Annotated in this window: 20 protein-coding genes and 1 pseudogene; 15 read left to right on the top strand and 6 right to left on the bottom strand. The window is 69.5% G+C overall.

Annotated elements, in window-relative coordinates; translation table 11 throughout:
- Nucleotides 1–3: 3 nt before the first annotated feature.
- The 14 genes and pseudogenes from QTI45_RS30815 to QTI45_RS30755 all read left to right on the top strand — a co-directional run bounded on the left by QTI45_RS30815 (nt 4) and on the right by QTI45_RS30755 (nt 15,039).
- Nucleotides 4–804 (top strand): alpha/beta fold hydrolase, encoded by an 801-nt coding sequence (locus QTI45_RS30815; RefSeq protein WP_286657050.1) that lies wholly within the window; start codon nt 4–6, stop codon nt 802–804.
- Between the two features lie 324 nt (nt 805–1,128).
- Nucleotides 1,129–2,421 carry a metal-dependent hydrolase family protein gene (locus QTI45_RS30810; protein WP_286657049.1) on the top strand — a complete coding sequence of 431 codons (1,293 nt, stop codon included), beginning with the start codon at nt 1,129–1,131 and terminating at the stop codon, nt 2,419–2,421.
- 12 nt (nt 2,422–2,433) lie between these two features.
- A complete protein-coding gene (locus QTI45_RS30805; RefSeq protein ID WP_286657048.1) occupies nt 2,434–3,717 on the top strand; it encodes a metal-dependent hydrolase family protein in 1,284 nt (427 codons plus the stop codon).
- On the top strand, nt 3,717–4,670 hold the full coding sequence (locus QTI45_RS30800; RefSeq protein WP_286657047.1) for a branched-chain amino acid ABC transporter permease: 954 nt from the start codon (nt 3,717–3,719) through the stop codon (nt 4,668–4,670). The genes QTI45_RS30805 and QTI45_RS30800 overlap by 1 nt, the downstream gene beginning before the upstream one ends.
- Nucleotides 4,671–4,673: 3 nt before the next feature.
- On the top strand, nt 4,674–5,816 hold the full coding sequence (locus QTI45_RS30795; protein ID WP_286657046.1) for a branched-chain amino acid ABC transporter permease: 1,143 nt from the start codon (nt 4,674–4,676) through the stop codon (nt 5,814–5,816).
- A complete protein-coding gene (locus QTI45_RS30790) occupies nt 5,813–7,069 on the top strand; it encodes an ABC transporter substrate-binding protein (RefSeq protein WP_286657045.1) in 1,257 nt (418 codons plus the stop codon). Before QTI45_RS30795 ends, QTI45_RS30790 begins: the two co-directional genes overlap by 4 nt.
- A 14-nt stretch (nt 7,070–7,083) precedes the next feature.
- A complete protein-coding gene (locus tag QTI45_RS30785) occupies nt 7,084–7,905 on the top strand; it encodes an ABC transporter ATP-binding protein (protein WP_286657044.1) in 822 nt (273 codons plus the stop codon).
- Nucleotides 7,905–8,405 (top strand): annotated as a pseudogene (locus QTI45_RS35395) (ABC transporter ATP-binding protein); the annotation flags it as partial. The gene QTI45_RS30785 and the pseudogene QTI45_RS35395, both read left to right, overlap by 1 nt.
- Nucleotides 8,406–8,927: 522 nt before the next feature.
- Entirely contained in the window at nt 8,928–10,160 is a 1,233-nt protein-coding gene (locus QTI45_RS35390) for a Tm-1-like ATP-binding domain-containing protein (protein ID WP_353621351.1), read from the top strand.
- A 24-nt stretch (nt 10,161–10,184) separates the two neighbouring features.
- Nucleotides 10,185–11,015: a phosphoenolpyruvate hydrolase family protein gene (locus tag QTI45_RS30775; RefSeq protein ID WP_286657042.1), complete on the top strand. Its 831-nt coding sequence runs from the start codon at nt 10,185–10,187 to the stop codon at nt 11,013–11,015.
- Between the two features lie 15 nt (nt 11,016–11,030).
- The gene (locus QTI45_RS30770; protein ID WP_286657041.1) at nt 11,031–12,719 is read left to right on the top strand and encodes a flotillin family protein; all 1,689 of its coding nucleotides are present in this window, start codon (nt 11,031–11,033) and stop codon (nt 12,717–12,719) included.
- Nucleotides 12,720–12,722: 3 nt separating this feature from the next.
- Nucleotides 12,723–13,160, top strand: a complete 438-nt coding sequence (locus QTI45_RS30765) for an SRPBCC family protein (protein ID WP_286657040.1) — start codon at nt 12,723–12,725, stop codon at nt 13,158–13,160.
- Between the two features lie 3 nt (nt 13,161–13,163).
- Entirely contained in the window at nt 13,164–14,639 is a 1,476-nt protein-coding gene (locus QTI45_RS30760; RefSeq protein ID WP_286657039.1) for an SRPBCC family protein, read from the top strand.
- 22 nt (nt 14,640–14,661) lie between these two features.
- Nucleotides 14,662–15,039: a VOC family protein gene (locus QTI45_RS30755; protein WP_286657038.1), complete on the top strand. Its 378-nt coding sequence runs from the start codon at nt 14,662–14,664 to the stop codon at nt 15,037–15,039.
- A 40-nt stretch (nt 15,040–15,079) separates the two neighbouring features.
- On the opposite strand, the gene QTI45_RS30750 is transcribed toward QTI45_RS30755, so the two are convergent.
- Both QTI45_RS30750 and QTI45_RS30745 read right to left on the bottom strand, forming a co-directional pair.
- Nucleotides 15,080–16,057, bottom strand: a complete 978-nt coding sequence (locus tag QTI45_RS30750; RefSeq protein WP_444813329.1) for a Bug family tripartite tricarboxylate transporter substrate binding protein — start codon at nt 16,055–16,057, stop codon at nt 15,080–15,082.
- 138 nt (nt 16,058–16,195) lie between these two features.
- Nucleotides 16,196–16,939, bottom strand: a complete 744-nt coding sequence (locus tag QTI45_RS30745) for an SDR family oxidoreductase (protein ID WP_286657037.1) — start codon at nt 16,937–16,939, stop codon at nt 16,196–16,198.
- Nucleotides 16,940–17,055: 116 nt separating this feature from the next.
- Here QTI45_RS30745 and QTI45_RS30740 point away from each other — a divergent pair, with 116 nt between their 5' ends.
- Entirely contained in the window at nt 17,056–17,961 is a 906-nt protein-coding gene (locus QTI45_RS30740) for a LysR family transcriptional regulator (protein ID WP_286657036.1), read from the top strand.
- A gap of 10 nt (nt 17,962–17,971) precedes the next feature.
- Here the strand turns inward: QTI45_RS30740 and QTI45_RS30735 are convergent, their stop codons facing one another.
- The 4 genes from QTI45_RS30735 to QTI45_RS30720 are packed head-to-tail and all read right to left on the bottom strand — an operon-like array spanning nt 17,972 to nt 21,507.
- Nucleotides 17,972–18,352: a copper-binding protein gene (locus QTI45_RS30735; RefSeq protein WP_286657035.1), complete on the bottom strand. Its 381-nt coding sequence runs from the start codon at nt 18,350–18,352 to the stop codon at nt 17,972–17,974.
- A gap of 52 nt (nt 18,353–18,404) precedes the next feature.
- On the bottom strand, nt 18,405–19,820 hold the full coding sequence (locus QTI45_RS30730; protein ID WP_286657122.1) for a multicopper oxidase family protein: 1,416 nt from the start codon (nt 19,818–19,820) through the stop codon (nt 18,405–18,407).
- Nucleotides 19,821–19,825: 5 nt separating this feature from the next.
- Nucleotides 19,826–21,205: a TolC family protein gene (locus QTI45_RS30725; protein WP_286657034.1), complete on the bottom strand. Its 1,380-nt coding sequence runs from the start codon at nt 21,203–21,205 to the stop codon at nt 19,826–19,828.
- Nucleotides 21,202–21,507, bottom strand: a complete 306-nt coding sequence (locus tag QTI45_RS30720) for a hypothetical protein (protein WP_286657033.1) — start codon at nt 21,505–21,507, stop codon at nt 21,202–21,204. Before QTI45_RS30720 ends, QTI45_RS30725 begins: the two co-directional genes overlap by 4 nt.
- Between the last annotated feature and the right edge of the window lie 35 nt (nt 21,508–21,542).

Here is a 21,542-nt window from a genome sequence, read left to right as displayed (position 1 = left end):
GCCATGGGCTTCCAGTTGATCGACCGCATCGCGGTGGAAGAAGAAGGCGAGGGCCCGGCCATCGTCTGCGTGCACGGGCTTGGCGGCAGCGGCAACACCTACACGCCCCTGATGCCGGCGATGGCGCGGCACCGGGTGATCCGGATCGACCTGCCGGGCAGCGGCCGCTCGCAACGCGCCGAGGGCGCGCTGTCGATCGAGCGCTATGTCGCGACCCTGCTCGATGTCTGCGATCGCCTCAAGGTGGCGCGAGCCCATTGGGTCGGCCATTCGATGGGCACCATAGTGTGCCAGCACATCGCTGCCCTGCATCCGAAGCGGGTCGCGAGCGTGGCGCTGTTCGGACCGCTGATTGCGCCGCCGGATGCGGCGCGGGCCGCAATGACCGCGCGGGCCGCCAAGGCGCGCGAGGGCGCGACGGGCATGCAGGAGATCACCCAGGCGCTGCTGCAGGGTGCCATCTCCGCCGACACCCGCCAGCGGCTTCCGGTGGCGGTCGCCTACGTGCGCGAGAGCCTGATGCGCCAGGACGGCGAGGCCTACGCCCGAAGCTGCGAAGCGCTGGCCGGCGCCCAGGCCGCCGCGGTCGAGCAGATCGAGGCGCCGGTGCTGCTCGTGACCGGTGACGAGGACGGCGTCGCGCCGCCGCAAGCCGTGCGCGCAATGGCCGAACGGCTGCACCGTGCCGCCAGCAAGCGGGTCGTGGTGCTGCCGCGCTGCGGCCACTGGACCCCGATCGAACGGCCCGAGGAATGCCAGCGCGAACTGCGCGACTTCCTCGCGGCGCAGGGGAGGAGCATCTAGGATGACACCGAGCTTTTGCGGGTCGGGGCGGGCTCACGCCGACGGCGTACTCTGCTCCGCTCATGTCCCCCGGCCTTCGGCCTCCTCCTTGACTTCGCTGCGCAGAGCACACCATCGGCGTGAGCCGTCAAGTCAGTGGTTCATCCTCGGCCAGCGCGACACGGCGTTTCCCGTGCCGAGGGCATCGGGTGGCCCCCGCAGCGAAGTAAAGGAGGAGCCGAAGGCGGGGGACATGAGCGGAGGGGGCCACCCGGTGCCCTCGGCACGCGCCCCGGCAACCGCAAGCGCCCCCGCAACAAGCAACAGCCAGGTAGGAGACTGACCATGGCCGACGTCCTGTTCACCAACGTGCGGATCTTCGACGGCGGCGGCGAGGCGCCTTTCAGCGGCGACGTGCTGGTGCAGGGCAACCGGATCGCGCGTGTCGTCAAGACCGGCTACGGCGCGCGACCGGCGCCGGTGTCCGGAGCGCAGGTGATCGATGGCGCCGGCGCCTTCCTGATGCCCGGCATGGTCGAGGCCCACACGCACTTCTCGTGGAACGACCAGCCCAGCCTCGATGCCATCCAGCGCATGCCGCCCGAGGAGCACATCCTCTGGTGCGCCGAGGTGGCCAAGCGCTACCTCGACATGGGCTGGACCAGTTGCGTCGGCGCCGCCACCGCCAAGCCGCGGCTCGACGTCGTGATCCGCAACGCGATCAACGACGGCACCATCGTCGGCCCGCGCTACCTCGCGGCCAGCCAGGAGATCACCGTGCCCGGCGGCCTCGGCGACACCACCCGGCCGCACCTGCCGCAGCCCGAGTTCGCCTTCGGCGCGATCGTCAGCGGCGCCGAGGAGATGCGCCGCTGCGTGCGCATGTTCGCCAAGTACGGCGTCGACTCCGTGAAGATCAACCTCTCGGGCGAGTCGATCACCGGCATGCCGAGCGAGATGAGCCAGTTCACCGAGGAAGAGATCACGGTCTGCGTGCAGGAAGCCAAGGCCTGGGGCAAACGCGTCGCCGCGCATGCGCGCTCCACCTGGTCGATCAAGCAATGCGTCAAGCAGGGCATCGAGGTGATCTACCACGCCAGCTTCACCGACACCGAGGCGCTCGACATGCTCGAGGCCCACAAGACCGAGCACTTCATCGCGCCGGGGCTGGCCTGGCTCATCAACACCTCCCATCACGCGAGCCAGTGGGGCCTGACACCCGAGGTGACGAAGAAGATGGGCTACCACCGCGAGCTAGAGGCGGCGGTCGAGAGCATGCGCGCGCTGCGCCGGCGCGGGGTGCGCATCCTGCCGGGCGGCGACTACGGCTTTGCCTGGACGCCGCACGGTACCAACGCCAAGGACCTCGAATACTTCGTCAAGTACGTCGGCATGAGCCCCATGGAAGCGCTGCTGTCGGCCACCGCCTGGGGCGGTCCGATGATGCGCATGGGCAAGGTGCTCGGCTACATCCGCGAAGGCTATCTGGCCGACATCCTGCTGATCGACGGCGACCCGCTGGCCGACATCACGGTGCTGCAGGACAAGGCCCGCATCCTGGCCGTCATGAAGGACGGCGAGTTCCACCGCGCGCCGCCGCTGCGCTCGGCGCGCACCACGCGCTGGGCCACGGCCTGACAGGAGAAGCACATGGCCGATGTCGTCTTCACCAACGTCCGCATCCTCGACGGCACGGGGCAGAACCCCTACACCGGCAGCGTGCTGGTGCGCGGCAACCGCATCCGCCAGGTCGGCCGCAGCACGGCACCGATCGCGCCTGGCGGCGCCACCGTGATCGACGGCGCCGGCGCCACGCTGATGCCCGGCATGTGCGAGGCGCACACGCACTTCTCGTGGAACGATGCCGCCACGCTGGCAGAGATCCAGACCCTGCCCCTGGAGGAGCACGTGCTGTGGTGCGCCAAGGTCGCCAAGCGTTACCTCGAGGCCGGCTTCACCTCCTGCGTCGGCGCTGCCTGCGCCAAGCCGCGACTCGACGTCGTGATCCGCAATGCGATCAATGCCGGCCAGATCCCCGGGCCGCGCTATCTCGCGGCCAGCCAGGAGATCACCGTGGTCGGCGGCCTCGGCGACGAGACCCTGCCGCACCTGCCCTTCCCCGAGTTCAGCTTCGGCGTCAACATCTCGGGCCCCGAGGAGATGCGCAAGGCGGTGCGGCTGTTCCTCAAGTACGGCGTCGACTCGGTCAAGATGAACCTGTCGGGCGACAACTTCACGCCGCAGTCGCCGTCCGAGACCACCTGGATGATGGACGAGGAGGTCGAGGCCGCGATGCGCGAGGTGCGCATCCGCGGCAAGCGCGGCATCGCCCATGCGCGCTCGTCCGAGAGCGTCAAGCAGGCGCTGCGGCACGGCATCGACCTGATCTATCACGCCAGCTTCGTCGACGACGAGGCGATCGACATGCTGGAAGCGGCCAAGGACCGGGTCTTCGTCGCGCCCGGCATCGCGATCCTCTATGCCATGCTGTACGAGGCCGAGCCCTACGGCGTCACGCACGACATGGCGGTCGGCATGGGCTACGAGGCCGAGTGGGAAGCCGCGATCGTGTCGCTGGCGAAGATGCACAAGCGCGGCATCCGCGTGCTGCCGGGCGGCGACTACGGCTTCGCCTTCACGCCGCACTGCCAGAACGCACGCGATCTCGAGTTCTTCGTCAAGTACCTGGGCTTCACGCCGATGGAGGCAATCCGCTCGACCACGCTCTACGGCGGCCAGATCATGATGCGGCCCGATGAACTCGGCTGCATCAAGGACGGCTACCTGGCCGACCTGATGCTGGTCGACGGCGACCCGCTGGCCAACCTGTCGATACTGCGCGACCCGAAGCGGATCCTCGCCGTGATGAAGGACGGCGAGTTCGCCAAGGCGCCCGAGATCGCCTCGCGGCGGGCCTGGGAGCGCGCTGCGTGATGGCGCGACGAACCCGGACCCGGCTGGCGTTCTGGTTGCTGATCGGCGGCCCCATCCTGGTCTTCTCGGCCTGGGCGCTGTTCAACAATCCGCGCCTCTACCTGGTCACCCTGCTCAACGGACTGACGCTGGCCTCGCTGTACTTCATCGTCGCGAGCGGCTTCACGCTGGTGTTCGGCCTGATGCGCAACGTGAACCTGGCGCACGGCTCGCTCTACCTGCTGGGGGGCTACATCGGCTACGTGGTGGCCGCCGGGACGGGCTGGTGGCCGCTCGCCCTGGCCGCGGGCTTCCTGTCCTCGGCCGTGGCGGGACTCGCGATCCAGTGGCTGATCCTGCGGCACATGCAGGGCCAGGAGTTGCGCCAGACGATGGTGACCATCGGCCTGTCGATCGTGATCGCGGACATCCTGCTGTGGATCTTCACCGGACAGGTCCACCAGATGGAGGCGCCCGAGTTCCTGCAGGGACCGATCCGCAACATCCCGCTGATCAACGCCTATTCGGCCTACAGGCTGAGCCTGTTGTTCATGGGGATCGCCATCGGCGTGTTGCTGTGGCTGCTGCTCAACCGCACCCGGGTGGGCATGATGATCCGCGCCGGGGTCGACGACCGCGGCATGCTCGCGGCCTCGGGGGTCAACGTGAACCTGGTGTTCGCGATCACCTTCGCGCTCGGCGCCGGCCTGGCCGGACTGGGCGGCGTGATCGGCGCGGTCGAACTGTCGATGGTGCCCGGCGAAGACATCCGGCTTCTGCTGGCCTCGTTGATCGTGGTCATCGTCGGCGGCATGGGCAGCGTGATCGGCGCGGCGACCGGCGCCGCCATCCTGGGCCTGGCCGAAACCTACGGACTGGCCTACGCACCGACCTACAGCGTGGTGCTGACCTTCGTGATCCTGATCGGCGTGCTGGCCTTCCGCCCGCGCGGGATCATGGGAAAGGCGGCCTGAGCCATGAGTGCCTCGCAGTGGCGCAAGGCCATGAACTCCTCGGCGGCCTCGGCCGCAGCGGGCGGCCGAGGCGCTGCCGCCATGCCGCTTCCGGCCGCGGCGCTCGGCGGTGCGACCGCTTCCGACGAGACCGGCGCCCCGGCCTTCAGCTGGCCCCGGCCCGCGCTTCGCCACTTGGTCGTCGTGCTGGCGCTGCTGGCCTTCCCGTTCGTCGCCAGCCCCTTCCTGACGTTCCAGGTCGGCGCGCAGACGCTCGTGCTCGGGATGATCGCGCTCTCGCTCAGCTTCCTGGCCGGCTACGGCGGCATGGTGTCGCTGGCGCAGATGACGGTCGCCGGCATCGCGGGCTACGCCCTGGCCGTGTTCGGCCACAGCAGCAGTGCCGAGATCAGCCTTGGCTGGCCCTGGTGGCTGGCGGTACCCGTCGCCATCGTCATTGCGGTCCTGAGCTCCGCGCTGATCGGCTGGCTCTCGGTGCGTACCGAAGGCATCTACACCATCATGATCACGCTGGCGATCGGTGTCGCGTTTTACTACCTGGTGCTGCAGAACTACAGCGTGTTCAACGGCTTCCAGGGGCTGCGCGAACTCAAGCCGCCGACCGTGTTCGGCATCAACTGGCGCGACCCCGTGCCGTTCTACGGGCTCTCGCTGGCCTGTGCCCTGGGCGCGTACTGGCTGGTCAGCCACGTGGTGCGGACGCCATTCGGCATCGCGTTGCAGGGCATTCGCGACAACCCGCGCCGCATGGGCGCGCTGGGCTACGCCGTGGTGTCGCACCGGGTCGCGGCCTATGCCCTGTCGGGCCTGATCGCCGCGGTGGGCGGCATCCTGCTCGCTTGGTACAACGCGCTGATGACGCCCGGCTCGGTGGGCACCGGCTGGCTCATCAACATCCTGGTCATCGCCGTGCTGGGCGGCGTCAAGCACCCCTTGGGCGCCTTCCTCGGGGCGCTGATCTTCGTGCTGCTCCAGACCTTCGCGATCGACCTGATCGACCGCGAGCGCTTCAACCTCGTGATCGGCGGCGTGTTCCTCGCCATCGTCCTGTTTTCCCCTGACGGCCTGCTCGGTCTGTGGGCGAAGCTCCGGCTTCGCTTCGGTCCGGCGCAGCCAATGACTTCCAACCACAGGAGACAACCGTGAAAAAGACGACGAAGCGAATCTGGGTGCGTTCCATCTTGGGTGCGGCAGCGGCAAGCGCGTTGCTCGGTTCGGCCTGGGCCCAGGGCCAGCCCGTGAAGATCGGCCTGCTGGCCACGCTCGAAGGCCCGTTCGCGGCCGGCGGCGCCGACGGCATGCGTGGCGCCGAACTGGCCGTGAAGGAGCGCGGCGGCACGGTCGCGGGCCGCAAGATCGAGATCATCAAGGCCTCGTCCGACGCCAAGCCGGACGTGGCGGTGAATGCCACGCGCAAGCTGGTCGAGCAGGACAAGGTCGACATCATGGTGGGCCCGCTGTCCGGCGGCGAGGGCATCGCGGTCAAGGACTATTCCAAGACCCAGCCGCAGGTGACCTTCATCAACGGCGGCTCGGGCGCGCAGGGCACGACGCTGACCAGCCCGAGCCCGAACTTCTTCCGCTTCAACACCGACGGCGGGCAGTGGATGATGGGCCTGGGCAAGGCGGCGCTTGCCAAGGGCTACAAGCGCACCATGGTGATCGCCGAGGACTACGCTTTCCCCTACTCGCAGGTGCAGGGCTTCATGGCCGAATACTGCAAGCTCGGCGGCAAGGTGCCGCTCAAGGCCTGGGTGCCGCTGGGCGGCAAGGACTACTCGTCGGTGATCGCCACGATCCCCAAGGACGTGGACGCGCTGCTGGTCGTGCTGGGCGGCGCCGATGCGGTCAATTTCCTGACCCAGTACGAGAATTCCGGCGGCGACAAGCCCATGCTCGGCGGTTCGATCACGGTCAGCCAGGACGTGCTGAACTACAAGGGCAAGCGGCGCGATTCTCTGGTCGGCACGCTATCGGCCGGTCCGCTGGCCGACGCCTACGACGGCGCCCAATGGAAAGCCTTCGTCGCCGACTACCAGAAGACCTACCCGGTGTCGGCCGGCGGCTTCCCGAGCCCGAGCCTGTTCGCCTACGTCTACTACGTGAACATGAAGGCCGCGCTCGACGGTCTGGCCGCGGTGAACGGCGACTTGTCGAACAACCAGGCCAAGTACCGCGAAGCCCTCTCGAAGCTGACGCTCAAGACGCCGAACGGCGACGTCAAGCTGGACGCCAACCGGCAGGCCATCGGCACGACCTTCGTCACCGAGGTGGTGAAGGATGCACAGGGCAACCTGTTCAACAAGGTGCACAGCAAGGTCGACAACGTCGACCAGCTGCTCGGCATGAAGCCCGACGAATTCAAGATCGGGTCGCGCGACGTGCCGGCCTGTCCTTGACCGACCGAACGCCGATGGCCTCCATCGTCCAGCTCCGGCCTCCGGTGGCCGTCCCGCAGGGGGCGGTCACGGCGGCGCGCGCGCCGCTTGCTTCCAGCGACGCGCTGGTGCTGCGCAACGTGACGCGCGCCTTCGGTGCGCTGCGCGCGGTGGACGATGTGTCGGTCTCGGTGTCGGCTGGGCAGAAGTACGCGATCCTAGGTTCCAACGGCGCCGGCAAGACGACCCTGTTCAACGCCATCATCGGAGACTTCCCGCCCACCGCCGGGCGGATCTTCTTCTTCGGCGAGGACATCACGGAACTGCCGCCGCACGAGCGCATCCGCAAGGGCCTGCGACGCACCTACCAGTCTTCGCTGCTGTTCCGCGATCTCTCGGTGCGCGACAACCTCTTTCTCGCGGTGCGGGGCGTCGGCAACGGCCGCTTCAGCCTGCGTCGGGCGGGTGCGGGGCACCCTTCGACGCGCGCAACGCAGGACCTTCTCGACCGCGCGCGCCTCTCCCACATCGCCGACGAGCGCGTGGCCAACCTGGCGCACGGCCAGCAGCGCCAGCTCGAGATCGGCATGGCACTGGCCGGCGCGCCGCGCCTGATCCTGTTCGACGAGCCGGCGGCCGGACTGTCGCCGGTCGAGCGGCGCGAACTGGTCGCGCTGCTGGGCTCGCTGCCGGCGCACATGAGCTTCGTGCTGATCGAGCACGACCTCGACATCGCGCTGCGCGTGGTCGACCGCGTGACCGTGATGCACAACGGCCGGGTGCTGCGCACCGGCAGCCCGGCCGAGATCGAAGGCGACGCGCAGGTGCAGGCGATCTACATGGGGAGCAAGCACTGATGGCCTGGTTCGGACGCGAGCGCGAGACCGAGCGGGAGCAGGCCCGCGGCCCGGTGCTGGTGATCGAAGGGCTCGACGTCTACTACGGCCGGGCCCATGCACTGCAGGGCGTGAACCTGTCGATCGATCACGGCGTGCTGGGCATCGTCGGGCGCAACGGCATGGGCAAGACCACGCTGTGCAATGCGATCACCGGCCTGGTGCCGGCGCGCGGCAGCATCCGGCTCGCGGGCGAGGAGATCCTCGGCCTGGCGCCGAACGAGATCACGCGGCGCGGCATCGCCTACGTGCCGCAGGGCCGGCGCGTGTGGCCTTCGCTGTCGGTCGACGAGACCCTGCGGCTGGTGGCGAGCCGGCGGCGCGAGGTCGACCGCATCTATGCGATGTTCCCGCGCCTGGCCGAACGCCGCGGCCACGGCGGCGCCCAGTTGTCCGGCGGCGAGCAGCAGATGCTGGCGATCGGGCGCGCGCTGCTGCTGAACCCCAGGCTGCTGGTGATGGACGAGCCCACCGAAGGCCTGGCGCCGGTGATCGTCGAGCAGGTGGCGCAGGCGCTGCGCGAGCTGGCGGCCGAGGGCCGCATCGCGGTGCTGCTGATCGAGCAGAACCTGGGTGTCGCGACCGCGGTGGCCGACCGCATCGGGCTGATGGTCAACGGCCGCATCGCGCAGCAGATGCCGGCCTCCGAGCTGGCCGCCGACCGCGAGCTGCAGGAGCGGCTGCTCGGCGTGCGCTCGGGCGGCCACGAAGACGAGCTCGACGACTCCCCGGGCCATGCCGCGGCCGCAACCGAGGAGCCGGCCTCCACGCAGGTCTTCACGGTGCGCCGCGCGCACGGCGACGGCGCGCCCTCGCTCGACGACCTGGCGCCGAGCACGGTGCGCGGCTTCACGCGCTGGAACGCAGGCGGCACCGCCGCGCCGGTGGCCGACATCGTCCGCATCGCGGCGGCACCGCTTGCCGCCGATGCGCCGGTGGCGGCCCGACCCGACACCAGCCCGCCGCGCGTGTTCGAGTTCCCGGTGGCCGCCAGCAGCGAGCGCTCGGCCTATGTCGCCGGCACCTTCGACACCAAGGGCCGCGAGCTGGCCTTCCTGCGCCAATGCCTGGAGAAGCTCGGCCTGCGCGTGGTCACGGTCGATCTCTCGACCTCGGGCAAGCCCTCGCCGGCCAGCGTGCATCCGCGCGAGGTGGCGCGGCATCATCCGCAGGGCGAGTCGGCGGTCTTCAGCAACGACCGCGGCAGCGCCACCGCGGCGATGGCGCTGGCCTTCGAATCCTTCCTCGCCACGCGCCGCGACCTCGGCGGCATCATCTCGGCCGGCGGTTCGGGCGGCACCTCGATGGCGACGCAGGGCATGCGCGCCTTGCCGATCGGCCTGCCCAAGATGATGGTCTCGACCATGGCCAGCGGCGACACGCGGCCCTACGTCGGGCCGAGCGACATCTGCATGATGTATTCGGTGACCGACGTGCAGGGCATCCACCGCATCAGCGAGCTCGTGCTCGCCAATGCGGCCAACGCGCTGGCCGGCATGATCGCGCATCCGCCGGCGGTGTCGAGCGTGACCAAGTCGGCGATCGGGCTCACCATGTTCGGCGTCACGACGCCCTGCGTGCAAGCCGTCGTGCACCGGCTCGAGGACAGCTACGACTGCCTGGTCTTCCACGCCACCGGGGTCGGTGGCCAGTCGATGGAAAAGCTCGCCGAGTCGGGCCTGATCGCCGGTGCGATCGATGTCTCGACCACCGAGATCGCGGACGAGATCGCGGGCGGCGTGCTGTCGGCCGGCCCGACGCGGCTCGATGTGTTCGCCCGCCATGCCCTGCCCTATGTGGGTTCCTGCGGGGCGCTCGACATGGTCAATTTCGGCGCCTGGGACACGGTGCCGGAGCGCTTCAAGGGACGCCGGCTCTACCGCCACAACCCGACCGTGACGCTGATGCGGACCTCGGCCGACGAATGCCGCGCGATCGGCGAATTCGTCGCCGCCAAGCTCAATGCGATGCGCGGGCCGGTGCGCTTCCTGATCCCCGAGGGCGGCGTCTCGGCGATCGACCGGCCCGGCCAGCCCTTCCACGATCCGGAGGCCGACCAGCTGCTTTTCCGCAGCATCGAGGCCGGCTTTCGAGCAGGCCCGGATCGCCAGCTGATCCGCCTTCCGCTGCACATCAACGACGAAGACTTCGCGCTGGCGCTGGTCGGCGCGTGGCACGAGGTGTCGCGCACCGCAGCAGGCGCCCGGCGCGCCTGAGCGACAACAAGGAGGACCACCCGCATGCCCCGCATCTCCCGCTCCACCCTGCTGGCGCGGCTGCGCGCCAAGATCGACGCCGGCCGGCCGATCATCGGCGGCGGCGCCGGCACCGGGCTGTCGGCCAAGTGCGAGGAGGCCGGCGGCATCGACCTGATCGTGATCTACAACTCGGGCCGCTACCGCATGGCCGGCCGCGGCTCGCTGGCCGGGCTTTTGGCCTACGGCAACGCCAACGAGATCGTCTGCGAGATGGCGCGCGAAGTGCTGCCGGTCGTCAAGCACACGCCGGTGCTGGCCGGCGTGAACGGCACCGACCCGTTCATGATTCCCGACGAGTTCCTGGCCCGGCTGATATCGCTGGGCTTTTCGGGCGTGCAGAATTTCCCGACAGTCGGCCTCATCGACGGCGTCTTCCGGGCCAACCTCGAGGAGACCGGCATGGGCTACGCGCTGGAGGTCGAGCTGGTCGCGCGTGCCCGCGCGCTCGACCTGCTGACCACGCCCTACGTGTTCTGCGAGGCCGATGCGCGCGCCATGGCCGCCGCCGGCGCCGACATCGTGGTCTGCCACCTCGGCCTCACGACCGGCGGCGCCATCGGTGCCGACACCGCGCTGACGCTGGCCGACTGCGTGCCGCGCATCAATGCCTGGGCGGCGGCGGCGCACGAAGTCAATCCCGAGGCGATCGTGCTCTGCCACGGCGGCCCGATCGCGACGCCGGAAGACGCCCGCTACGTGCTGTCTCGCTGCCCGGCGTGCAACGGCTTCTATGGCGCGAGCTCGATGGAGCGGCTGCCGACCGAGGTGGCGCTCACCGAGACCACGCGACGCTTCGTTGGAATTACGAGATAACAGGAGACCAGATCCATGTCAGGCGCTCAATTCGGAAGTTTCATCCTCGGCCTGATCGTGGTCGCGATCGTCGTCGCGATCGCGGTCTGGCTGCTGCACTGGCTGTACCTGCGCAGCTCGAAGGAGCGCTCCTTCGTGCGCACCGGCCTGGGGGGGCAGAAGGTCGTGCTGGGCGGCGGCGCCTTCGTGCTGCCGATCGTGCACGACGTGATCCCGGTCAACATGAACACCCTCCGGTTGGAGGTCAATCGCGGCCGCGACAAGGCGCTGATCACCAAGGACCGGATGCGGGTCGACGTGATCGCCGAGTTCTATGTACGGGTGGCGACCAGCGAAGAGGCGGTTGCCGCGGCGGCGCAGACGCTGGGCCTGCGGACCCTGGAGCCCGACCAGCTGAAGGAACTGGTGGAGGGCAAGTTCGTCGACGCGCTGCGCACCGCGGCCGCCGAGATGACGATGGAAGAGCTGCACGAGAAACGCGGCGCCTACGTCAAGCGCGTGCGCGAAGCGGTCGCCGGCGACCTGACCAAGAACGGCCTCGAGCTCGAAGCCGCCTCGCTGACCCAGCTCGACCAGACCGGCATGGAGTTCTTCAACCCCAGCAATGCCTTCGACGCCGAAGGCCTGACCCGTCTCACCGAGCAGATCGAGCACCGCAAGAAGCAGCGCAACGATGTCGAGCAGGACACCCTGATCGCGATCCGCAACAAGAACCTCGAGGCCGAGAAGCTGTCGTTGAACATCGACCGCGAAGGCGAGCATGCGCGCCTTGCCCAGCAGCGCGAACTGGAGATCGCCCGCGCCCGCCAGCGGGCCGAGGTGTCGGCCGAGCGGGCCCAGCGCGAGCAGGATGCCGAGGCGGCGCAGATCGCTGCCAAGCAGAGCATCGACCAGGCCCGCATCCGCTCCGAGCAGACGCTGGAGGAAGACCGCATCGGCAAGGAGCGTGCGATCCAGGGCGCCGAGATCGAGCGCCGCATGTCGCTCGAACTGGCCGAGCAGCAGCGCGCGATCTCGGTCGCGCGCGAGAGCAAGGCCCAGAGCGAAGCCCAGGCCGAAGCCGAGATCGCGCGGGCCCTGGCGGTGTCGGCCGAAGAAAAGGTGTTCACCGCGCGCGAGGTCGAGATGGCCGAGCGCAAGAAGGCGATCGAGCTGATCGGCGCCCAGCAGATCGCCGAGCGCGATGCCCTGCGCCTGACCTCGGCGGCGCAGGCCGAGAGCGACGCCAGTGCCGCCCGCGGCGCTGCGGTGCGCGCGCAGGCCGAGGCCGATGCCGATGCCGACAAGATCCGCTCGATGGCGATGCGGGTGCGCGCCGAGATCGAGGCCGAGGCGGCGCGCATGATGAACGAGTCGCACAACATGCTGTCGCCCGAGGCGCGGATGTCGGCGCTGCGCATGAAGCTGGTCGAGAAGGCCGAGGCGATCATCCGCGAATCGGTGCGGCCGCTGGAGCGCATCGAGGGCATCAAGATCCTGCATGTGGACGGACTCGGCGGCTCGTCGGGCGACGGTGGGCGCAACGGCGAAGGCGGCGGCTTCGCCGACGGCCTGGTCAATTCCGCGCTGCGCTTCCGGGCCCAGGCGCCGCTGGTCGACCAGCTGCTGCGCGAGATCGGCATCGAGGGCGGCGACATCCAGCGGCTGGTCGGCGATGCCAGCGGCGCCCACGCCGCCCTGCCCTCGGCCGCGCCGAAGGAATAGCGCATGGTCAACGTCTACGTGTCCAGCGTGATCGATGCCAGCGCCGACAGCGTCTGGACGCGGGTGCGCGACTTCAACGGCCTGCCGCAATGGCATCCGGCCATCGCCGACAGCCGGATCGAGAACGGCCAGCCGGCCGACCGCATCGGCTGCATCCGGCACTTCCATCTCAAGGACGGCGGCATGATCCGCGAGAAGCTGCTGGCGCTCTCGGACTACGACTACAGCTGCACCTACGAGATCCTCGAGAGCCCGATGGGCGTCGCCAACTACGTCGCCACCCTCAAGCTCACGCCGGTGACCGATGGCGGACGCTGCTTCGCCGAATGGAGCGCCGAGTTCGAATGCGAAGCCGGCCGCGAGCGCGAGCTGACCGAGTCCATCGGCAACGGGGTCTTCCAGGCGGGCTTCGACGCCTTGAAGCGGCGCTCGCTGCGCTGAGCCATGCTGCAGAAGGTGGTTCGCTCCGCGATCATCGACGCGCACATCGAGCGCGTCTGGGCGGTGCTGCGCGACTTCAACAGCCACGACCAGTGGCACAGCGCGATCGAATCCAGCCACATCGAGGGCGGCGAGCGCAGCGACCAGGTGGGGTGCGTGCGCAACTTCCGGCTCAAGGACGGCAACCAGATCCGCGAGCAGCTGCTGACCCTGTCGGACAGCGAGCACAAGAGCACCTACTGCATCGTCGAGGCCAGCCTGCCGCTGCAGCGCTATGTGGCGACCGTGAGCCTGAAGCCGGTGACCGACGGCAACCGGACCTTCTGGCACTGGGAGTCCAGCTTCGCGACCCCGCCGGGACTGGAGCGCGAGCTGCGCGACACGGTGGCGCAAGGCGTCTACGAGACTGGCTTCGAGGACCTGCGGCGCTACCTGCGCGGGGGCGCGGACCAACGCTCGCCCGGCGCCGGCCCGATGCCGACGGCGCTGCCGGTGTCGACCCGCCGGATCGCGGTCGCGCGCTATGGCGGCCCTGATGCGCTGTGGCCGCAGAACGCCGAGGCCGCGGCGCCCGGCGCCGGCGAAGTGCGCATCCGGCAGCGTGCGGTCGGCGTCAATTTCATCGATGTCTACCTGCGGCGCGGCTGGGTGCCTTCGATGTTCCCGGTGTCCGAGGCCGCGCCGGGCGTGCCGGGCATGGAGGCCGCGGGCGGCGTGCTCGATGTCGGTCCGCAGGTCACGGGCTTCCTGCCCGGCGATCGCGTGGCCTACCTGGGCCCGGTGCCGGGCGCCTACTGCGGCGTGCGCAGCGTGCCGGCCGACTGGGTGGTGCGGCTGCCGCCCGAGATCGAGGACGAGACCGCGGCTGCCCTGCTGCTCAAGGGCATCACGGCCGACTACCTGCTGCGCGACCTCGGCCACGTGCAGCGCGGCACCCGGCTGCTGGTGCATGCGGCCGCCGGTGGCGTGGGCCTGCTGGTCTGCGCCTGGGCGCGCCGGCTCGGCGCAGTGGTGATCGGCACGGTGTCGAGCGAGGACAAGGCTCGCGTCGCGCGCGAGCACGGGTGCGAGCACGTGGTCGTGACCCGCGACTACCGCTTCGCCGATGCGGTGCAGCGCCTCTGCGGCGGCGCCGACGTGGTGATCGACGGCCTGGGCGACGCCGCCCGCGACGAGAACCTCGCCGCGTTGGCGCGTCGCGGCCACTGGATCAGCCTCGGCCAGGCCAGCGGCCCGCTGCAGCCCTTGCCGCCCGACGCGCTGGTGGCCAAGTCGCTGAGTTTCTCGCGGCCCGTGGTGTTCGACTACGTCTCGACGCCCGCGCAACTCGCCGAACGTGCGCAGCGGGTCTGGCAGGCGCTCGCCGACGGTGCGATCCGCCTGCCGCCGATCGAACGCTTCCCGCTCGACGCCGCGGCGCAGGCGCACGAACGGCTCGAATCGCGCGCCACCATCGGCGCGCTGGTGCTGCTGCCATGACACCCGCACAGGAGAGACTTCCATGATCGTCGGCATGAACCACTTCACCGTGACCGCGGAGGACGAGCAGAAGACGCTGGACTTCTATACCGGCCTGCTCGGGCTGCGGGTCGGCCACCGGCCGGACCTCGGCTTCCCGGGCGCCTGGCTCTACGGCAGCGGGCCGCAGGCCGTGCTGCACCTGTACTTCGGCAGGCCAGTGCCGGCGCAGCGCACCGGCGTCATCGACCACATGGCCTTCACGGCGCAGGACCTGCGCGCGGTCAAAGCCCGCTTCGACCGCAGCGGCATCCCGTACGAGCTGCGCCAGCAGGCCGGCGCGGGCACCTGGCAGCTGTTCTGCCACGACCCGAACGGCGCCAAGGTGGAGCTCGACTTCGACGCCTCCGAGACGCCCTAGCGGCGGGCTCCCCGGTTGGAGTCCGCCCTCGCCGCAGCGGCTATTGCGGCACCAGGCCGGCGGCCTTCACCAGTTCGGCATGGATGCGGATTTCTTCCGCGATGACCTGCCCGAGCGGCTTGGTCTCGCTGGTTGCCGGCTCCATGCCCACCTCCAGCAGCTTGGCCTTGGAGTCGCCCTCGAGCAGCGTCTTCGCCGACTTGTTGAGACGGTCCAGGATCGGCTGAGGCGTCTTGGCCGGCGCCAGCAGGCCGATCCATGCCGACAGCACGACGTTGTCGACGCCGCCTTCGCGCAGCGTCGGGATGTCCGGCGCCGACACCGCGCGCTTCTCGCTCAGCACGCCGACCGGGTGCAGCTTGCCGGCCTTGATGTGCGGCAGGGCCTCGGGCAGCGGGGCGAAGGCCATGTCGACGACGCCGCCGATCAGGTCGGTGATCGCCGGCGCCCCGCCCTTGTACGGAACGTGCAGCAGCTTGGCGCCGGTCCGGCTCTCGAACATGAGGCCCGCCAGGTGCTGCGGGCTGCCGTCCCCCGATGACGCATAGCTCAGCTTGCCGGGGTTGGCCTTGGCCGCTGCCAGCACGTCGCCCACGGTCGCGAACCGGGTTTTGTCGCGCACCACCAGCACCATGGCCTGGTTGACCAGCTTGGTGACGGGGGCGAAGTCGGTTTCCGGGTTGTACGGCAGGGTCTTGAAGATGCTCTTGTTGGTGGTCAGGAAGGAAGCGGGCGACACCATGAGGGTGTAGCCGTCAGGCGCCGCCTTCGCCACCACCGGGGTCCCGATCTGGCCGGAGGCGCCGGCCTTGTTGTCGACCACGAAGGGCTGGCCCAGGTCGGTCGCCAGCTGCTGGCTGAGCAGCCGTGCCACCATGTCCACGCTGCCGCCGGCCGGCAGTGCGACGACGACCTTGACCGGATGGTTGGGATAGTTGTCCTGCGCCGGGGACGGCGTGGCAACGACCAGGCTGGAGGCAGCGACTAGCGCCACGAAGAGGGGTCGGGCAAGGGACATGGGTGATGGATCGCTTTCAAGCTGGAGTGGAAGTACCGGCACCGCCGGTGCCGGACACGGCAGAGTCTGATCCGCCGCACGACGCCCGTCCAGCAGGTTTTGTGCCGGCCTGCCGGGCAGGCCGCGAGCAGCGATGCGTCAGGCGATGCCGCCGTTGGCACGCAGGATCTGGCCGTTGACCCAGCCGCCATCCGGGCCGGCGAGGAAAGACACCACCGAAGCGATGTCCTCGGGCTGGCCGAGGCGCTGCAGCGGCGGCATCTTCGCGAAGGTCTGGATCTGTTCGTCGGTCTTGCCGTCCAGGAACAGCGAGGTGGCGATCGGGCCGGGCGCGACCGCGTTCACCGTGATGTCGCGTCCGCGCAGCTCCTTGGCGAACACCTGCGTGAAGGCCTCGACCGCCGCCTTGGTGGCGTTGTAGATCGCGTACCCGGGCATGTTCAGCGCCAAGGTCGTGCTCGAGAAATTGACGATGCGCCCGCCGTCGACCAGACGTGCCGCCGCTTCGCGCAGCGTGTTGAAGGTGCCGCGCACGTTGATGTCGAAAGCCTGGTCGTAGAGGGCGTCGCTGTGTTCGGCCAGCGGCGCGGTCTTCAGCACGCCGGCGTTGTTGACCAGCAGCCCGACTTTGCCGAGTGCGGTCTCGACGGTGTCGAACAGGCGGCGGACCTGCTCGGCATTCGCCACGTCGGCCTGGACCGCGATGGCCCGGGAACCCGCGGCCTCGAGTTCGGCGACCAGCGCGTCCGCCTGCGCGGAGCCGGAGGCGTAGTTGACGGCGACGGCAAAGCCGTCCCTGGCGAGCCGCCGTGCGACGGCGGCGCCGATGCCGCGCGAGGCGCCGGTGACGAGGGCGACGCGGGTGTTGCGGGCTGTGTTCATGCTGCGATTCCTTGTTGTGGTGGTTGGGTGGACGAATGGTCGATCATTCCAAGCAAAAGATAATCATCAGCACCTCGCCAATACAATTCCATTTTCATCAACAATAGCCAGCAACGATGGACCGCTTCCAGGAAATGAAGGCCTTCGTGCGGATCGCCGAGCGCCAGAGCTTCACCCAGGCCTCGGAAGACCTCCAGATTCCGCGCGCCACCATCACCAACCTGATCAAGCGCATGGAGACGCGCATCGGCGCCCGGCTGCTGGAGCGGACCACGCGCACCGTGCGTCTCACGCAGGACGGCGAGGCCTACTTGCGCCGCTGCGTGCGTTTGCTGGCGGACATGGAAGAGGCCGAGGGCTCCTTCAGGAACGCGGCGCCCAAGGGCCTGCTGCGCGTGAACCTGCAAGGGACGCTGGCCCGCCATTTCGTGGTGCCGGCCCTGCCGGACTTTCTCGCGCGCTATCCCGAACTGGCGCTGCACATCGGCGAAGACGACCGGCTGGTCGACCTCGTGCGCGAGGGCGTGGATTGCGTGCTGCGCGCCGGCACGCTGCGCGACTCGTCGATGGTCGGGCGCCGCGTGGCGCTGCTGCCGCAGGTCACGGTCGCGAGCCCGGCCTACCTGGCGCGGCACGGCGAGCCCGCGGACCTGGAGGCGCTGGTCGCGCACCAGGCGGTCAACTACATCTCCAGCGCCACGGGCCAGGCGCTGCCGCTCGAGTTCACGGTCGACGGACGCGTCACGGCCGTGCAGCTGGGCGGCATCGTCTCGGTGACGGGCACCGACCTGTACACGGGCTCGGCCGTCGCGGGGCTCGGGCTGGTGCAGGTCCCGCGCTACCGCGTGTCCGGCGAGCTTGCGGAAGGCCGCTTGAAGGTGGTGCTGCCGATGTTCGCGCCGCCGCCGATGCCGGTGTCGGTGCTGTACGCGCAGAACCGGCAGCTGTCGTCGCGGGTGCGCGTGTTCGCGCAATGGTTGCGGGACATCTTCGAGGCTGCGGCGGACGGCTCCGCGCCCTGAGCCGGCGGCCTCAGCGGGCCTGGGGCTCGATCCGCGTCACCGTCAGCTTGCCGTCGATCTTCTCGGCCCGGAAGCGGACCTTCTCGCCGACCTGGAGCTTCTCGAGCTGCGCCGGGTCCTTGATCTGGAAGACCATGGTCATCCCCGCCATGTCCAGATTCTTGAGCGGACCGTGCTTGAGCGTGAGCCTCTTGGTGTCGAGGTCGATCTTGCGGATCTCCCCTTCGGAAAGGTCGGCCGCGGCGGCCGCCGGCTGGCCGCCCGACGGGCCCGCGCTGGCCGCGCCGTGGTCATGATCGTGGCCGCCGGCATGGCTGTCGGCGGCCGTGGCGCCCGCGGCCGCAAGGGCCAGCAGCGCCGCGAGAGCGGTGTGATGCAGTGTGTACTTCATGCGTTTCCTTCCATCGCAAGCGAACAGGAGATAGGGAGAGTGTGTGGGTGGGTCAATGGCCCGAGTGGCTGCCCGCGGGCTTGCGGATCTGCACCTCGATGTTGCTGGCCGGCATGTTGTGCGCGGGCATCGCGGCGGCGCCCGCACCGCGTTGCCGCCGGGCTTCGGGCGCCGGGCCGTCCAGTTCGTAGGCCACCGTGCCCTTGGGATGCTTGAACCAGCCGGGATTGGAATAGTCGCCGGCCTTCTGTCCCCTGCGAACCTTCACGACACTGAACATGCCGCCCATGTCGACCGAGCCGAACGGGCCTTCACCTCCCATCATGGGGGCCGTGTTGTCGGGGATCGGCATCGCCATCTCCCCCATGTCGGCCATGCCGCGCTCACCCATCACCATGTAGTCGGGCACGAGGTCGCCGATGCGGCGGGTGATGTCCTTGTGGTCGACACCGATCATGGTCGGAACATCATGCCCCATGGCGTTCATGGTGTGGTGGCTCTTGTGGCAGTGAAAGGCCCAGTCGCCCTCCTCGTCGGCCACGAACTCCAGCTGGCGCATCTGGCCGACCGCCACGTCCGTCGTCACCTCGTTCAGGCGCGTGCCGCGGGGCGTCGGCCCGCCATCCGTGCCCGTCACCTGGAACTCGTGGCCGTGCAGGTGCATCGGGTGGTTGGTCATCGTCAGGTTGCCGACGCGGATGCGCACCTTGTCGCCGAGCCGGACGTTGAGCGAATCGATGCCCGGGAAGATCCGGCTGTTCCATGACCACAGGTTGAAGTCGAGCATCGTCATGATCCTCGGCGTGGCGCTCCCGGGCTCGACGTCGTAGGCATTCAGCAGGAAGACGAAGTCGCGATCGACCTTGTCGATCAACGGGTGCTCGCCCTTCGGATGCGTCACCCAGAAGCCCATCATCCCCATCGCCATCTGCACCATCTCGTCCGCATGCGGGTGGTACATGAAAGTGCCGGGACGACGCGCGACGAACTCGTAGACGAAGGTCTTGCCCGGCCGGATCGGCGGCTGCGTAAGCCCCGAGACACCGTCCATGCCGTTCGGCAGGCGCTGGCCATGCCAGTGAATGCTGGTGTGCTCGGGCAGCTTGTTGGTGACGAAGATCCGGACCCGGTCACCCTCCACGACCTCGATCGTGGGTCCGGGCGACTGGCCGTTGTAGCCCCACAGATTGGCCTTGAAGCCGGGCGCCATCTCGCGCACCACGGGCTCGGCCACCAGGTGGAACTCCTTGACGCCCCGGTTCATCCGGAACGGCAGAGTCCAGCCGTTGAGCGTGACCACCGGGTCGTAGGGCCGCCCGCTCGAGGGCGCCCGTGGCGGCACGGTGTCTGGCGTGGTCTGGAACACGGGCTCCGGCAACGCGGCCATGGCCACCTTGCTCACCGTCGAGGCGGCGACGGCGCCGGTGATGGCGCCGGCGGCGCCGAGAAAATTGCGTCGGTTCGTCATGTCGTTCATGGGTTGGTGGCTGCCGGCGGCCGGCCGATGGTCGAGGCGGCCAGCGCGGCGTCGGCGAGCCAGAACTGCTGCTGGGCGTCGATGGCGGCGCTGACGCTGGCGATCTGGTCGCGCGCCTCCGCCAGCAGTTCGAAGACCCCGATCAGCATGCCGTTGTAGCGAAGCACGTTCTCCTCGGTCATGGTCTGGCGCAGCGGCACGATCTCGTCGCGGTAGTGGCGCGCGATGTCATGGGCGGTGCGGTACGCCGAATAGCTCTCGCGCAATTGCGAGGATGCGGCGCGCACCGTGGCGTCGTAGCGGTTGGCGGCCGCCAGCGCCTCCGCGTCCAGGGCGTCCCGCCGGGCCGTTCCCCAGTCGAACAGCGGCAGGCGGATGTCGACCTCGAAGCCGCGGCGCGTGCTCTGAGTCCTCGTGGCATCGTCGAAGACGGTGTCGTGCCGGCCCCCGACCTCGACCTCGGTGAAGGTCGACAGCAGGTTGATGCCCTGCGACTGGCCGGCGGCCTCGAGCCGGGCGCGCGCGATCCGGACATCCACGCGCTGCGCGGTCGCGGCGGCCGCGATCTCCTCGGCCGTACGGGCCGCCGGCGGCAGGTCGGGCAGTCGTTCGGGCAGGCTCAGGCGCGCCGCCTGCGCATCGTCCAGTCCCAGTGCGCGGATCAAGTCCTCGCGCGCCGCCGTGGCGGCATGCCGCGCCAGGGCCAGCCGGGTGGTCGCGTCGGCATAGAAAGCCTGCTGGCGCGCGCGCTGCAGCTTGCTGAAGTTGCCGACCTGCTGCATCCGGCGCGCCAGCTCGGCGCTGGCCTCTGCCGAGCGGTTGACCTGTTCGGCGTACTTGAGCGTCTGCTGGGCCGCGACCGCCCGCACCCAGGCCTGGCGCACCTGCGTGACCTGGTCGATCACGTTGGCGGTCAGCTGCATCCTGGCCTGGCTCGACTGGCTCTTCGAGATGGCGAGCCGACGCGGCAGCAGGATCAGATCGACCAGTCCGACGGACAGCAGGCGGCCCAGCTCGAGTTCGCTGTCGATGCGCAGGCGGTCGAACTTGAAGATCGGATTGGGAAGCCGGCCGGTCTGGTCGGCCGCCGCGATGTCGGCCCAGCTCTGCGCGATCAGCGCCTGGAGGGCCGGGCTGTTGGCGAGCGCAAGCTGCACCGCGTCGTCCTGCGACAAGGGCTTCGCGAGCAGGTCCTGCACCAGGGCCGAACGGCGATCGCGCTCGTCCTGGGTGCGGCTCAGCGCCAGGCTTCCCTGGGTGAAGGCCTGGGCATCGGCGTTGGTTTCCTGCAGCGCATCGTCGATGCCGACCGAGGCGCAGCCTGCCAGGAGCCCGATGGCGGCAGCGCTGGCCGCCAGGCGAAAAGCGGGACTCACGGGCGATCCCGGGTCGGTGGCGGCGGCAGCGCCGTGCTGTCGTCATCGCCGCCGGCGGCGTTCGACGCCTCCCTGGCGTACGCCTGCCAGCCGCCTCGCAACAGCACGATCTCGTTGGCCGTCTTCCAGGGGATCGGTTGGTCGTCGGCGTAGCGCCGGTAGCCTTCGAGGGCGGACTGGTAGCGGGCGGGCGTCGCCGCCTCGGGAGCTTCGGGCAGGGGCGGCGCGGGCCGGGCCATGGCGGCCAGCGCGCCCATGGCAGGAACAAGGGCCAGCCAACGGGCCGGCAATGAAGCGAACATGGTGTCCTCGCAAATTCATGAACGGAGTGCGTCGA

This window comes from Variovorax saccharolyticus (genome assembly GCF_030316765.1).
In the GTDB taxonomy this organism is placed as follows: domain Bacteria; phylum Pseudomonadota; class Gammaproteobacteria; order Burkholderiales; family Burkholderiaceae_C; genus Variovorax; species Variovorax saccharolyticus.
The sequence above is the reverse complement of the archived record's forward strand: the minus strand, read 5'-3'. Positions and strand labels throughout refer to the sequence as shown.

Bases quoted from the DNA above. Each gene is read 5' to 3' on its own strand.
- QTI45_RS30755 (WP_286657038.1), top strand. From the start codon at position 14,662: ATGATCGTCGGCATGAACCACTTCACCGTGACCGCGGAGGACGAGCAG.
- QTI45_RS30745 (WP_286657037.1), bottom strand. From the start codon at position 16,939: ATGAACACAGCCCGCAACACCCGCGTCGCCCTCGTCACCGGCGCCTCG.
- QTI45_RS30750 (WP_444813329.1), bottom strand. From the start codon at position 16,057: ATGTCCCTTGCCCGACCCCTCTTCGTGGCGCTAGTCGCTGCCTCCAGC.
- QTI45_RS30735 (WP_286657035.1), bottom strand. From the start codon at position 18,352: ATGAAGTACACACTGCATCACACCGCTCTCGCGGCGCTGCTGGCCCTT.
- QTI45_RS30815 (WP_286657050.1), top strand. From the start codon at position 4: ATGGGCTTCCAGTTGATCGACCGCATCGCGGTGGAAGAAGAAGGCGAG.
- QTI45_RS30775 (WP_286657042.1), top strand. From the start codon at position 10,185: ATGCCCCGCATCTCCCGCTCCACCCTGCTGGCGCGGCTGCGCGCCAAG.
- QTI45_RS30760 (WP_286657039.1), top strand. From the start codon at position 13,164: ATGCTGCAGAAGGTGGTTCGCTCCGCGATCATCGACGCGCACATCGAG.
- QTI45_RS30720 (WP_286657033.1), bottom strand. From the start codon at position 21,507: ATGTTCGCTTCATTGCCGGCCCGTTGGCTGGCCCTTGTTCCTGCCATG.
- QTI45_RS30810 (WP_286657049.1), top strand. From the start codon at position 1,129: ATGGCCGACGTCCTGTTCACCAACGTGCGGATCTTCGACGGCGGCGGC.
- QTI45_RS30800 (WP_286657047.1), top strand. From the start codon at position 3,717: ATGGCGCGACGAACCCGGACCCGGCTGGCGTTCTGGTTGCTGATCGGC.
- QTI45_RS30740 (WP_286657036.1), top strand. From the start codon at position 17,056: ATGGACCGCTTCCAGGAAATGAAGGCCTTCGTGCGGATCGCCGAGCGC.
- QTI45_RS30785 (WP_286657044.1), top strand. From the start codon at position 7,084: ATGGCCTCCATCGTCCAGCTCCGGCCTCCGGTGGCCGTCCCGCAGGGG.
- QTI45_RS30730 (WP_286657122.1), bottom strand. From the start codon at position 19,820: ATGACGAACCGACGCAATTTTCTCGGCGCCGCCGGCGCCATCACCGGC.
- QTI45_RS30765 (WP_286657040.1), top strand. From the start codon at position 12,723: ATGGTCAACGTCTACGTGTCCAGCGTGATCGATGCCAGCGCCGACAGC.
- QTI45_RS30805 (WP_286657048.1), top strand. From the start codon at position 2,434: ATGGCCGATGTCGTCTTCACCAACGTCCGCATCCTCGACGGCACGGGG.
- QTI45_RS30770 (WP_286657041.1), top strand. From the start codon at position 11,031: ATGTCAGGCGCTCAATTCGGAAGTTTCATCCTCGGCCTGATCGTGGTC.
- QTI45_RS30795 (WP_286657046.1), top strand. From the start codon at position 4,674: ATGAGTGCCTCGCAGTGGCGCAAGGCCATGAACTCCTCGGCGGCCTCG.